Genomic DNA, 12346 nt, shown 5'->3' on the forward strand with positions numbered 1-12346 from the left:
GCTTGCTCCCCTTCGCGCTGTCGCATCCTGGCGCCGCCACGCCCATCCGCTGGCCGCACGCCTCCCCGCGCCCACTGTAGCGAAGATCGCGCGCGTCCGCCGCCTGTCCGCCGCACGCGGGGGATGCGGGTGCTTGCGCTAGCCCAGGGTCTGCAATTCGCCGCGCGGGCCGTCTGGTGTCAGGTACAGATGCCCGATGCCGATCGGCAGGCGGAAGCGGCGCGGCCCGGCGCTGCCGGGATTGAGATAGAGCACGCCGTCGCGGGTCTGCAGCGACGGCATGTGCGAGTGGCCGCTGATCACCACGTCCACGCCGTCGGCGACGTGGTCCAGTGTCTTCAGGTCGTGGCGCACGTGCAGGCGCACGCCGTCGATGTCCAGGTCCAGGGTCTCGGGCAGTGCCTGCGCCCACGGCGCGGTATCGATGTTGCCGCGGATCGCGTGCAGCGGCGCCAGCGCCCGCAGCGCCTCCAGCACCTCCGCTTTGCCGATGTCGCCGGCATGCACGATTCCGGCACAGCCGCGCAGCGCCTCCAGTGCCTCGGGCCGCAGCAGGCCATGGGTGTCGGCGATCACGCCGAGATGCAGCGGTTGAACGGGACGCATCGGAGGTGCTTCCAGGGGCATGACCAGCGTGCAGCCTACCGATTTGGGAGTGGTGTCGTCGTCGCCATATGCGTGCGCGCCAGATTCGGCGGAGCTGGCCGCGCCAGGCATCGTGCGCGGATGTGCAAGTTGGATCAACGCCTGCACCGGCACCTGGGCGCATCGCCGGCGCGCCGCAGTGCATCCCGGCGTTGCAACAGCGAGTGTCCAGGAGCCGCGCCCTCGGACCGCCATGCATTAACCCGCACGTAGCGGCGCGCCGCTCCTGGCGGCATGCGCACGCGTCGTGTTGTACCGTTGCCACGCGCGCCGCCGCCGATGTCGCACAACATCGCAAGGCGGCGCCGTTTCTTCTTCAGCAGACTTCGACCGATGACCGCTCCCGCACCATCCCCAGCCGCCGCCGATGCCGCGCCGCACGGCGCCGCCGCCGTGTTCCGCGTGGTCACCGGCAACTTCCTCGAGATGTACGACTTCATGGTCTATGGCTTCTATGCCACGGCCATCGGCCATGCGTTCTTCCCGGCGAAAAGCGCGTTCGCCTCGCTGATGCTGTCGCTGGCCACGTTCGGCGCCGGTTTCCTGATGCGGCCGATCGGCGCGCTGGTGCTGGGCGGTTATATCGACCGGCACGGCCGCCGCAAGGGCCTGATCCTGACCTTGGGGCTGATGTCGGCGGGCGTGCTGCTGATCGCCTTCGTCCCCGGCTACGGCACCATCGGCGTGCTGGCGCCGGTGCTGGTGCTGCTTGGCCGCCTGCTGCAGGGCTTTTCCGCCGGCGCCGAGCTGGGCGGCGTGTCGGTGTATCTGGCCGAGATCGCCACGCCGGGCCGGCGCGGCTTCTACGTGGCCTGGCAGTCGGCCAGCCAGCAGGTGGCGGTGGTGTTCGCCGCCGCGCTCGGCGTCGCCCTGCATGCGCTGCTGTCCGACAGCGTGATGGACAGTTGGGGCTGGCGCGTGCCGTTCGCCATCGGCAGCCTGATCGTGCCGCTGATCTTCCTGATCCGCCGCTCGCTGCAGGAAACCCCGGAGTTCGCCGCGCGGCAGGCGCCGGACCTGGCCGACATCGCGCGTTCGCTGCGCGCCAATGTCGGCTTGATCCTGGCCGGCGTGGGCATGGTGATGATGACCACCGTGTCGTTCTACCTGATCACCGCCTACATGCCGACCTATGGCCGTGCCGAGCTGCACCTGAGCGAGTTGGACAGCCTGGTGGTGACTGGCTGCATCGGTCTGTCCAACTTCGTGTGGTTGCCGGTGATGGGCGCGCTGAGCGACCGCATCGGGCGCAAGCCGCTGCTGGTGTTCGCCAGCGTGGCGATGCTGCTGACGGTGTGGCCGGCGCTGCAGTGGCTGGTCGATGCGCCCTCGTTCGGGCGGCTGCTGCTGGTCGGCGAGTGGCTGTCGCTGCTGTACGGCGCCTACAACGGCGCGATGGTGGTGGCGCTGACCGAGGTGATGCCCGCCGAGGTGCGTACCACCGGCTTCTCGCTGGCCTACAGCCTGGCCACCGCCACGATGGGCGGCTTCACCCCGGCGGTGTCCACCTGGCTGATCCACACCACGCACAGCCGCGCGGCGCCGGCGCTGTGGCTGTCGCTGGCGGCACTGATCGGCCTGGTCTGCACCTGGCTGCTGTTCCGTCGCCAGCGCAGCGAAGGCACCTTCCAGGCCGCCTGAGCGCGGCATTGCGTGGAGGCAGGGCAGGGCGGCGGCAGTCCACCGCGCCCTGCGCAACGCGCGCCGGTCTAACCCAGATCCAGCGCGGCGGTGAGGTCGCCCGGTACCACGCCGCTGGCGGCGTGCATCGCGCGTTCGCGTTCGACCAGGCCCGGCAACGGCTCCAGGCCGAAGCGGCGGGTGATGAAGCGCAGGATCGAGCCGGTGTCGTAGACGCTGTGGTCGACGTGGCCGCGCCTGGCGTGCGGCGACACCACCAGCGCCGGGATGCGCGAACCCGGACCCCAGCGGTCGGCCTTGGGTGGGGCCACGTGATCCCACCAGCCGCCGTTCTCGTCGAAGGTGATGAACACGACGGTCTTCTCCCACAGCGGGCTGGTGCGCAGCGCCTCCACCACCATCGCGATGTGGCGATCGCCGGCGGCCACGTCGGAATAGCCGGCGTGCATGTTGAGGTTGCCCTGCGGCTTGTAGAACGTCACTGGCGGCAGCGTGCCGGCCTGCACGTCGGCGAGGAATCGGTTCTGCGGGGCGCTGTCGCCCAGGCCGCCGTCGCGCAGGCGGCGCGCCCGTGCCGGCGTGCCGGGGGCGAGGTTGGCGAAGTAGTTGAACGGCTGGTGGTGGATCTGGAAGTTGGGGCTGCCCGGGAACTCGCTGGTGTCGCCGGTGTCGCCCTTGCCCTGCACCGCCAGCGCCCAGCCACCGGCGTACCAGGCCCAGTCCACGCCCTTGGCGTCGAGCGCATCGCCGATATGGCGGTGGGTCTGCGCCGGCAACGTGTTGGGACTGTTCGGGTCGGCGTAGTCCGGGCGCGTCGGATCCTGGCTGGTGCTGGGCTGGAACGGCGGGCTCAGGGTGTTGATCGCCCAGAAATCCGGGGTCAGCGCGCCGTTGCGCACGAAGCGCGGCCGGCCGTTGAGTGCGGTGCCCGGCGAATCGTCCTGCACCGCCAGGCGGATCTCGTCGGGGCGGTCGCTGGCCAGCACGCTGATCTGCGTCCGCCCCGGGCTGCTGTCGGCCTCGGGGTAGTACGGCGGCTGCGCGGCGATCAGGTACTGGTGGTTGAGGAATGAGCCACCGAACGCACCCATGAAGAAGTTGTCGCACAGCGTGTACTCGCGGGCCAGGCTCCACAGCCGTAGCGTGGCCGGCGCGTCGGCGTAGTGGCCCATCACCAGGCCCCCGGCGTCGCTCCATGCGGCGAAGCCGTCGTTGCGGCCGCCATTGATCTGCATCTGGTTCTCGTAGAAGCGATGCACCAGGTCGCGGGTCACGATGCCGTGCGGCAGCAACTGGCCGTCGGGCGTGCGCAGCGCGAACGGCGCATTGGGCAGCGGCCCGATCGCGTCCTCGCCGATCTTGTAGCGGCGGTGCGCCACCACCTGTTCGTCCGGCGCCAGCCCGCCCCAGATCGGCGGCAGGATGTCGAGCACGCTGCCGTCGCGGTCCACCTGCCGCGCCTGCGCCGGCGTCACCTTGGACAGCGGCTGCTGCAGCCCGGGGAACTCCGGGAACAGGTTGTTGAAGCTGCGGTTCTCGGCGTAGATCACCACCACGTGCTCGATCTTCTGCCGCAGTTGCCGATCCAGTTCCGTCGGCGACAGCGCACGCGCTGGCGCACGCTTGGCAGTTTCGGCGTGGGCCTCGGCGGGGCCACCGAGCGCCAGGGCGCTGCCGGCCAGCGCCAGGCCGCCGAGCAGGCGTCGGCGTTGCGGATTTTCGGGGGTGACGTCGGTGTCGGCGGGCGGGGTGGACGCGGGATCCTGGGGCGGCTTCTTCACGGGGTCATCGGGCGAGGGGAAAGGCACCCGCCAGTGTGGGCCGCGTGAATGACAAGTCAAAGCAGGCCGGTCCCATTCTGGGGCCAGCGTTCAGCGGCCGTATCGCAGGCCGCGTTTCTCGGATGACCGATGACGCTGCGGCGCGCGGTGCCAGCGTGCGACCTCAGCGGCGCGCTCGCGTGCTGGCGAAGACCTGCTCGCACAGCGCCACATAGACGCCCGCATCGTCGCGCGCCGCTGCACCGGTGGCGATGGCCGCGCTCAGCGCCGGGCCCAGCCGCGCCTCGCCCAGGCGCGCGGCCAGTTCTGTCAGATGCGTCTGGAACCGGTGCTGCATGTCGGCGATCTGCCGGGCATCGTGTCCGAGCCAGGCATGGCCCTTGTCGTTGTACGCGGCGGCACCGTGCAAGGTCTCGGCCAGATCGCGTTGCAGGTCCTGCGGGTCGGTGGGCATCGTCGCGTGCGGAAAATGGGGCCGATCGTCCTGGAGCTCAGGCGGCGGGCTTTCCCGCTCCATCCGCGCCTTCGGCATCGCCCAGCGCGTGTTGCACGTACAGGCGCTTGACCAGCACGTAGAGCACCACGGTGAGCGGCGCCGCCAGCACCACGCCCATCGGCCCGAACAGCACGCCGATGCCGAACAGCGAGAACAGCAGCAGCGCCGGCGGCAGGTCCACCGCGCGCGCCTGGATCAGCGGCTGCAGGATGTGGCCCTCCAACTGCTGCAGCACCACGAACAGCAACAGCGCGCCCAGCGCCACCTGCGGGCTGACCGTGAAGCCCAGCAGGATCGCCGGCACCGCCGCCACGATCGGGCCGACGATGGGAATGAAGTCCAGCAGCGCGGTCAGCAGCCCGATGCCCAGCGCCACCGGCACGCCCAGCAGCCACAGGCCGATGCCGGTCAGCGTGCCGATCACCGCCATCGCCAGCAATTGCCCGGTCAACCACGCGCGCAGCGCCTGGCCGCTGGCGGTCAGCGCCTCGTCGGCGACGCCGCGGCGGTCGCGTGGCAGCAGGTGCAGCAGGCCATGCCGATACAGCCGCGGCTGCGCAGCCAGGTACAGCCCGCCGACCATCATCAGCACCGCATCGGTGACGCCGCCACCGGCCGACAGCACGATGGCGCCGGCATGCGTGGCCAGGGTCGAGGCGCCGTCGCGCAACTGGTCGGGGATGCGCTCGATCTGCGGCCCCAGCGGACCGGACTGCAGCCAGGCATGGAACTTGTTCCAGGCCGCCGGCAAGGTGGCGCGGAAGGTGTCGATCTGCGCGGCGACCTCGGCGCCGAACAGCAGCACGATCGCCGACAACGCCAGCACCAGCACCAGGATCACCAGTGCCAGCGCTGCCCACTCCGGCACCGGCAACCATTTGCGCAACAGCGTGGCCAGCCCGTGCAGCAGCACGCCCACCACCACCGCGCCGAACACGATCAGCAGCAGCTCCGACAACTGCCAGGCCAGCAGCGCCAGCGCGCCCAGCGCCATGACGACCAGGACCCGCGCCGTGAACGCGCGCAGGGGCGAGGGGGAACCGGGGACGGAGGCATTCATCGGTGGCGCGGATCCCGATCAGGACAATGAGCGCGGACAGTAGTGGCAGGGTGGTGCAGGGCGGGCGAAGATCGTGCGCCGCCCGTCGGGAATGCATCTCCACCGGTCGGTGCGCGCGGACGACACCGGCGCGCGCCCGCACGTGTGTCGGGTCTTGCTGCGCGTCGAGCGGCAACGGCTGAGCGGCCGGCGCCGGGCGCTACTGCCCGGCGGGCGGTTGCCAGAGTTCCACCTTGTTGCCTTCCGGGTCGATGACCCAGGCGAAGGCGCCGTATTCGGATTCGTCGATGCGGTCCAGCACGTGGCAGCCTTCCTCGCGCAGCGCCGCGACCAGGGCGTGCAGATCGTGCACCCGGTAATTGATCATGAAGGGCGCCGTGCCGGGGGCGAAGTGCGGCTCCTGCGCCGCCGCGCCGATCGACCAGACGGTGGAGCCGGTGACCGGCGCGCCGCTGCCGTCGTTCCAGGCGAAGGCGGTGCCGCCCCAGGCCTGCACGTCGATGCCGAGATGCCGCTGGTACCAGGCCTGCAGCGCGGCCGGATCCTGTGCCTTGAAGAAGATGCCGCCAATCCCCGTGACGCGTTTCATGGAGCCTCCGCTGGTCCGATGGTGAGCTGGCCGGGCAGCGGCTCGTACCCGTCGCCGCGGCCGCTCAGCCAGCGCAGTCTACGCTTGCCGGCCTCGCCCAGGTACGCGGCGGCCGCCAGCAGCAGCGGATGCCGCAGATCCGCGTCCGTCAGCGTCCGCGCGCGCCCATCGACTTCGATATTCAGGAAATGCGCCTGGTCCGCCTCGTCGTCGTAGCTGCGCGCAAGCAGCCGATCGCGGCCGTCGCTGAAGTGGTAGAGGGTGTAGGCGTAGTAATAGCCGTCTTCGTCGTCCGGCTCGCTGGCGTCCACGTGGTGGGTGATGTCGACGTGCATGCGGGTTCCATGTGCCTGTCAGGCCGCACTCGAGACCACGTGGCCTGTCCCTTCGCTGCCATTCGCCCATAGCGTGAAATCGGCGCCCGCCGGGAAATGGGCAAGTGCGTCAGGCATCAGCAACTGTACCCCTGCCCGGAACGTATCCCCGGACGATGGGCTGCCGGTGAAGGTAAGGCGGGCCGACCACTGCTGCCGATCGATGCAAAGAATGGCGCACCACTGCCCGGAGACGAGCGCAGTGGCCTTGCTTCCTGGTTGCGCAGGATGCAGCTGCAGATCGGCCAGGAAGTGCTGCGGCAGGTCATGCATCAGGTAGATTTCCGTTCACGGCTTGCCCCAACGCTCCTCGACATTGAAAAGCACCTCGCAATCGCAGAAGCCTCCGTGCGCACCGAGCCAGGGGATGACCGACTCTGGAGCGACATTGTTGGACGCGAGGAACTGCGTGGTGAGCCGCAAGGAATGATCGCAGCCATCGGCGAGTGCGTCATTCAAGTAATCGAACAAGGCCAAGAGCGTTTCTTTGGGAAGGGGAAGCGCGGCCTCTTCGGACGCGCACTGTTCGGACTGCACTGTTGCGCGGGGCGCGTTGCGACGTTGGGCTTCCGGATTCTCTGTCATTATCGACTGTCACATGGAGGATGCTGCGGCGAGGACTGCCATCAGTGTGAAAGCTGAGATTGAAATACCGTGCCAATGAACCGCTAACCATCGTCAGAAACATGATGAACGATGGAAGGATTGTCCTCGCAATTCCTCAAGATGGAATACTTGCCATCCGTCTTGCCAACCAGCGAAATCGGGAAGCACGTGTTGCCGCCATCGACGGAGATCCTGACCTCCATGTCCTGGTTCTCGAATGTCTTGAGCTCTTCGATCAATTGCGCGACCGATTTGCCTCTGGTTGTCCAATCTGGATTGATCATCTGCGAGTATTAGCTTTTGTATCAGTAGGCATGTGCCGGACAAGCAGTCGGCTTCTCCATCATCTCGGCTGCATCGCAATGGGATCATGCATCGGATCTGTTCTTTGCCGCTAGCCGCTCGATCGCCTCGATCCCAAGCCGCATCTTATCCCCCGCCGAAGTGTCTGCAGAATGGACGTGCATCCTCGGCGGGACGAAGGACCGAAGCGCGACCGCCTCCTCGATCCAGAGCTCCACGTCGTCGCCTGTTCCGCGCGCATCGTCGCCAAGATCGTGGTCCAGGCTGAGCTCCTCTACCTTCCCGGTCTGGAGCAGCGCGATGACGTCATCCGGCCAATACGCCCTTGTCCATCCTGCGGGTGTTTCTCGTCCGTCGTCCAGAAATACACGCATGGCAAGCGGCACCTGTGTTCGGGGCGGCGGGTCCGCCCATCTACCCGTACGCGACGAACCTACTACAGTCCGAGGATCGGTGCGATCTCGCACTGTCGCAAAACAGTGACGAAGCGGTGTGCCGCATCAGCCGGCGCATCGCCACGAATTTCAGCACATCCGCAGCAGCGTATGTCGGAACACAAGGCCTTCCGGCGGGAATTGGTGCCGGCGTCTCGCATCGTGTGCCTTAGAGGGCGGCAGTGCGGTTGGCGATCAGATACATCACACCTTCAGACTTGCAAGGGCGATGATGTGCCTGGCCTTGTCGTCACCAAGCGCGGCTACTTCCGCTTCTTGAATGATGCCGCGACGCAAAAGGCCGGCGAAGACGAGGATGAGCTGAGAATAGCGGTAGTCGTATGTCTGAGCGATTTCGCGCTGCTTTTTTACGGCCTGGTCGACCAGGGGCCATAGAGCGTCCGGCGTGTCGATGCTTGCGGCACTGCGTTTGAACTCCTGGAGATAGGCTTGGAGTTCGCGTTGAAGCGCGGTGTCGAACAGTGCTCTGGCTGCCTCTTTCTCGGAAGCGCTCCAGGTCATGTCTTGCATGGCGGCTTTCTCTTCAGGGTATCCGACTCGTCATGGACCATGCCAAAGCGGGGCCGGAAGCGGCAAGGGGAGGCGCGGGCGATGCCGGTCGGGCGCGTCAGCCGATTGCCGGGTGTGGCTTGTGCAATGCAGTTGGCACGAACAGAAAAAAGTTGCGCTGATTCCCAAGTAGTACTCCCAGGACAGTCAGTTGCTCTGGTTCCAGGCCTTGATGGCCAGGGTGACGCGCTGGCGAGTCTCGGCATCTGCTTTGCGAACCAGATACGGCGACCGATTGCCCAATACCCCCGGCGCGGTCGACTGCACGCGCTCAGCGAGCTGCGCGATGAAATCACGCCCGAGCGCGCGGTACTGCGCAACTTCCTGGGCAGTCAGCGCCATGACCCACGCGTAACCGACGGGCCCATGGCTGCAGTTGACGTCGAGCAGCAGCGTGTCGCCGTCGCGCAGGAGGAACCAGGCATGAGGTGCGTGATCCACTACCTGCATGACATGCTTCTTCTCCGCGCGACGACAATGCCTCGCGTCCACGTTGCATGCATGACGTGACAACCCCTGTCGCTTACGTCGACGGCTTGTTCTTGCTGTACACGATCTTCTTGCTCCCCGCCGCGCAACTGCCAATGACCTTGCGGTCCGCCTTGATATCGGCGTTGTCGAGGATCTCCAGCGTGTAGTCCTTGACCCCGTGGGCATCGAGTTTCGCGGTGAGCTCGGCCTTCAACTCCTCGCAGGATCTGCCGGCCGCGAAAGCGGACGAGGAGGCGAAGGCGAGCAGGAGAAGTGCGATGGCCTGTTTCATGATGGCACCGGTAGTCGATGAGGGAGAAAGAGGTTGCGGGAAAAAACACGTAAGGTGTGGCGGCTTTGGCATGGCGGTCGACCTGGTCGCTCGCGGGAGCAGGGCCGTCGCGCCGAGTGTAGCAAGCGCAGATTGCGTCGACCGCTACCGCCACCTTACTTGGTCGGCGGCTGGTCGGGAGGAGCGGGACGCCGACGCCGCGATCTGGTTCAGCGCATTCAGGGGTCGACCCACACGTCTGCGTCGTACATCAGCCGCATCGTATAGTTAAGCTGCAGGGTCTGGTTCGGGCCGCAGGCGATCTGCGTTGTCTTGTTCGACGCTCCAGGTCCGGAGACGGAGATGGACGAAGCTGATCTGAGTGGGTCGAACAGGCTGTACCGGTAGCCGCCGTTGCTGAACTCGATCGAGGCATTTCCGTTGGGAAACGTGTTGTAAGTGAAAAGCCCCGTCGGCGGCTTCTTCTCCGCAGGGTACTGCAGCACCAGCTTGCCGCCCTCCGACGCCCGATATTGTAGGTAGCCCGAGGTCCGGTTGACCGCCTTCGACGAGCATAGCGAAAACGCGCGCTTGCGCGTCTGGCATGTCCACAGCGTGAGTTCTTCCTTGTCGCAGAGCGGGCTGTGTTGGTACTCGCTCTCTGACTCCTGCAGTGTTGCTTGGGTGATGGATGACACCGGCTCAGACGCCGGTGCTGCGAGAGGCAGGCTCGTCAACGCCGCTGCCAATGCAAGGCACGCCAGGGTCTTCTTCATTCGTGTGTCAATCCTGTGGGAACAGATCCTGTCAGAGGGGTATCGGCGCGAGTAACCGATGGCGTCGCCTTCCTGTGGCATGCGTGGAGGGCTAACGCGACTGCTGGGACCACACCAGTAGTGCCCGAGCGCGCTTGGCCAGCCTGTTGCGGTCTTTCAAGTAGAGTGTAGGGGCATGGGTGATTGCAACGGTGGTCGCCGCCTGCATTGGTGACAGCTGGCTGAGCGGCTTGCCGAACTCTCGATTGGCAAAGCTGCTCAGTCCCTGATCCACGCCATTGTAAGAAAGGCTGCAGTAAATGCCGTACATTTGCGACTTGTCGAAATGCATCGGCAACAGCATGCGCCAAAGCGCTTCGCGTATCTGCGATTCCCCTTGCGTCAGATCCGATGAAACGCGGGATGTCACAAGACGGGCCGCCTGCGAAGAAGGCGAGCCCACATTCGCGTCGATCAGCCTGCGGATCGCTTCGGGAGGAGAAGTATCTTCTGGATTGGCTTGAGCGAGAAGATCGCGAATTCGAGCCAGATGTGGGCGGACGGCGAGTACATCGTAGGCGATCAATGCCAGGAGCATTGCCAAGAGAAGGAGCGCTATCCCTTTTCCAAGATAGTGGACGATCTTGACCATGAGCACTCACCCGCCGTCGAGTGGCATTGAGACGCGTATACCTACGATAGCTGGCGTTGCTCGAGCCTGCGCAGAAACAGCCAGCCAACGAACAAGCCGAAGCCGGCGGAAGCGAGCAATTGCACCCATTCGAGAATGACAAACAGTGTCGGTTCGCCCGTCGTGTCTGCCGGCAACAGCGCTGCGAGCAGGTCGGCAACGACGGCGTAGATGACCAGGATGAGGCAGGCATGCGCCAGACGGTGCTGCGTCACGCGCCGCGACATGTGTGCGAACAGCGCGGCGCATAGCAGGAACGAGAGAAGATTCCAGGCATTGATCCATCCAATAGGGTCGAAGAGCCCACTGGCAAAGCTAGTGCCGCACTGGAAAAGAAACAGCAGCGCGGTGTAGGCAAGGATCGCTTTCCAGTTCATGGGGGTATGTGCGGGGTGCGTGGTGGGCGCGAAGTTCAACGACTGTGCGCCGCAGCGCGGTGGACAATCGACGCGGCTCCGGTGTCGATTCTGGTGATCTCGAACGGGCTTTTGCGGTTCGGAAACGCGATGGGCGGATAGTAGGCGACCACGTAGCTCGCCTCCCCTCGGCAGGTACTCATGCGCCAGCGTTCTTGCCGCAAGCCATTATTGCCGCTGACGGTGGCCTCGACGGCCAGCTTCTCTGCATGGCAGGACGGGGGAAGTGCCTCACGGATCAAGGACAACCAAGCCTGCTCCAACTCCTCCGTCGCATGCGCTGACGGCAAGGTTGCCATCAGGATGCTCACGCTCACCGCCAGACGCAGTGCAAAGCTCGTCGATCGCATTGGAGCATGTGTGGATAAGAGGGGATGCGGCATCATGCCAGGAGTCACTGTTGCCTGGCTCATGGCCCGAACCGCGCAATCACGGAATGGCAGGCACGCATGGCCATCGGCCTGGCCCAGGCGTCTGCATGCAGCAGTTCAGGGGCCAGTTCCGCCAGGGCGTCGGGCGCCCATTCCTTGCGGATCGGCCCGATGGGGAGCGCATCCGTTTCCGACTCGATCACCGAGAATATGCGAAAGTCAGGGTCATCGTATGGAACACCGACGCGATGGCCAAGGGCGGCCAGGCGGTGGCAGCCATCCAGCAGCGGAATCGAGCCGGCCACGATGCCGGCGGCGAGGTCCACTGCCTGCTTCCGGCAGGCTTGCACATTGTCATGATGGGGCGGGTGTGTGTGCATGGGGGGCGGATGGTTGGGAGATGGAATGCGCGCGCGCCTGGCGGGCTATGACGCTGCTCAGGGCGGTCGATCGCGTTTCGGCGCGCGGGACAACATCAGTATAAGAACCGAGCTCATCAGCAGTAGGCAGCACAGCACGAACGCAGCGCCGCCGATCCACATCAGCAGATGCAGCGCTGCCGCCAGGGTGCGAAATTCGAACGCCGCCGCTGCCCACGCCGACACGCCGGAAGTCGCCACCACGCACCAGGACGCCAGGCATGCATGCTTGAGTCGCGTCAGTAGCGTCGCATCCGGTTCCGTGATCCTCAACATTGCGGGACTACTCCAATTGGGTCGTGTGCCGGACTGACTTCTTTTACCGCCGAACGTCTTTCGGGCCCAAACGGTGTTGGCTCGACGAAATGAGAACGTTGAATCGGCTTGGGTGGCATAGTCGGCCGGGTCGCTTTCATTGATGCCCCGGCCCATCCCACTGTTGAACGGCGCGAA

20 protein-coding genes are annotated in these 12346 nt (G+C 65.9%); 1 reads left to right on the forward strand and 19 read right to left on the reverse strand.

The window, feature by feature from the left end:
- Positions 1-138 precede the first annotated feature (138 nt).
- On the reverse strand, positions 139-606 hold the full coding sequence (locus AC1PK7_RS01740) for a metallophosphoesterase family protein (RefSeq protein ID WP_481099658.1): 468 nt from the start codon (positions 604-606) through the stop codon (positions 139-141).
- A gap of 372 nt (positions 607-978) precedes the next feature.
- Here AC1PK7_RS01740 and tcuC point away from each other — a divergent pair, with 372 nt between their 5' ends.
- On the forward strand, positions 979-2286 hold the full coding sequence (gene tcuC, locus AC1PK7_RS01745) for a tricarballylate/proton symporter TcuC (RefSeq protein ID WP_481099659.1): 1308 nt from the start codon (positions 979-981) through the stop codon (positions 2284-2286).
- A gap of 68 nt (positions 2287-2354) precedes the next feature.
- Here tcuC and acpA read toward each other — a convergent pair whose 3' ends face one another.
- From acpA to AC1PK7_RS01835, 18 genes are all read right to left on the reverse strand, one after another.
- On the reverse strand, positions 2355-4067 hold the full coding sequence (gene acpA, locus AC1PK7_RS01750) for an acid phosphatase (protein WP_481099660.1): 1713 nt from the start codon (positions 4065-4067) through the stop codon (positions 2355-2357).
- A gap of 163 nt (positions 4068-4230) precedes the next feature.
- Positions 4231-4599, reverse strand: a complete 369-nt coding sequence (locus tag AC1PK7_RS01755; protein ID WP_481100961.1) for a hypothetical protein — start codon at positions 4597-4599, stop codon at positions 4231-4233.
- Positions 4559-5557 (reverse strand): AI-2E family transporter, encoded by a 999-nt coding sequence (locus tag AC1PK7_RS01760; protein ID WP_420010303.1) that lies wholly within the window; start codon positions 5555-5557, stop codon positions 4559-4561. Before AC1PK7_RS01760 ends, AC1PK7_RS01755 begins: the two co-directional genes overlap by 41 nt.
- A 265-nt stretch (positions 5558-5822) precedes the next feature.
- Complete coding sequence (locus AC1PK7_RS01765; RefSeq protein WP_267097689.1) at positions 5823-6212, reverse strand: VOC family protein; 390 nt, start codon at positions 6210-6212, stop codon at positions 5823-5825.
- Positions 6209-6547, reverse strand: a complete 339-nt coding sequence (locus tag AC1PK7_RS01770) for a hypothetical protein (protein WP_420008649.1) — start codon at positions 6545-6547, stop codon at positions 6209-6211. Before AC1PK7_RS01770 ends, AC1PK7_RS01765 begins: the two co-directional genes overlap by 4 nt.
- Positions 6548-6565: 18 nt before the next feature.
- Entirely contained in the window at positions 6566-6859 is a 294-nt protein-coding gene (locus tag AC1PK7_RS01775; RefSeq protein WP_481099661.1) for a hypothetical protein, read from the reverse strand.
- 15 nt (positions 6860-6874) lie between these two features.
- Positions 6875-7171 (reverse strand): DUF2695 domain-containing protein, encoded by a 297-nt coding sequence (locus tag AC1PK7_RS01780; RefSeq protein WP_481099662.1) that lies wholly within the window; start codon positions 7169-7171, stop codon positions 6875-6877.
- Between the two features lie 83 nt (positions 7172-7254).
- On the reverse strand, positions 7255-7476 hold the full coding sequence (locus AC1PK7_RS01785; RefSeq protein ID WP_481099663.1) for a hypothetical protein: 222 nt from the start codon (positions 7474-7476) through the stop codon (positions 7255-7257).
- Between the two features lie 84 nt (positions 7477-7560).
- Complete coding sequence (locus AC1PK7_RS01790) at positions 7561-7869, reverse strand: cyclic-phosphate processing receiver domain-containing protein (RefSeq protein ID WP_481099664.1); 309 nt, start codon at positions 7867-7869, stop codon at positions 7561-7563.
- A 264-nt stretch (positions 7870-8133) separates the two neighbouring features.
- The gene (locus AC1PK7_RS01795) at positions 8134-8460 is read right to left on the reverse strand and encodes a hypothetical protein (protein ID WP_481099665.1); all 327 of its coding nucleotides are present in this window, start codon (positions 8458-8460) and stop codon (positions 8134-8136) included.
- Between the two features lie 186 nt (positions 8461-8646).
- Positions 8647-8949 (reverse strand): hypothetical protein, encoded by a 303-nt coding sequence (locus AC1PK7_RS01800; protein WP_010340330.1) that lies wholly within the window; start codon positions 8947-8949, stop codon positions 8647-8649.
- Positions 8950-9022: 73 nt separating this feature from the next.
- Positions 9023-9262 (reverse strand): DUF1161 domain-containing protein, encoded by a 240-nt coding sequence (locus AC1PK7_RS01805; protein WP_267123546.1) that lies wholly within the window; start codon positions 9260-9262, stop codon positions 9023-9025.
- 218 nt (positions 9263-9480) lie between these two features.
- Positions 9481-10017 (reverse strand): hypothetical protein, encoded by a 537-nt coding sequence (locus AC1PK7_RS01810; protein WP_481099666.1) that lies wholly within the window; start codon positions 10015-10017, stop codon positions 9481-9483.
- A 91-nt stretch (positions 10018-10108) separates the two neighbouring features.
- Positions 10109-10648, reverse strand: a complete 540-nt coding sequence (locus AC1PK7_RS01815) for a transglycosylase domain-containing protein (RefSeq protein WP_420008656.1) — start codon at positions 10646-10648, stop codon at positions 10109-10111.
- 41 nt (positions 10649-10689) lie between these two features.
- Positions 10690-11064 carry a hypothetical protein gene (locus AC1PK7_RS01820; protein ID WP_420008657.1) on the reverse strand — a complete coding sequence of 125 codons (375 nt, stop codon included), beginning with the start codon at positions 11062-11064 and terminating at the stop codon, positions 10690-10692.
- Positions 11065-11099: 35 nt separating this feature from the next.
- Complete coding sequence (locus tag AC1PK7_RS01825) at positions 11100-11414, reverse strand: hypothetical protein (RefSeq protein ID WP_481099667.1); 315 nt, start codon at positions 11412-11414, stop codon at positions 11100-11102.
- Positions 11415-11512: 98 nt separating this feature from the next.
- Positions 11513-11800: a hypothetical protein gene (locus AC1PK7_RS01830; protein ID WP_481099668.1), complete on the reverse strand. Its 288-nt coding sequence runs from the start codon at positions 11798-11800 to the stop codon at positions 11513-11515.
- Positions 11801-11911: 111 nt separating this feature from the next.
- The gene (locus AC1PK7_RS01835) at positions 11912-12169 is read right to left on the reverse strand and encodes a hypothetical protein (RefSeq protein ID WP_481099669.1); all 258 of its coding nucleotides are present in this window, start codon (positions 12167-12169) and stop codon (positions 11912-11914) included.
- Positions 12170-12346 lie beyond the last annotated feature (177 nt).

The organism is Xanthomonas sp. NCPPB 3174 (genome assembly GCF_056725205.1).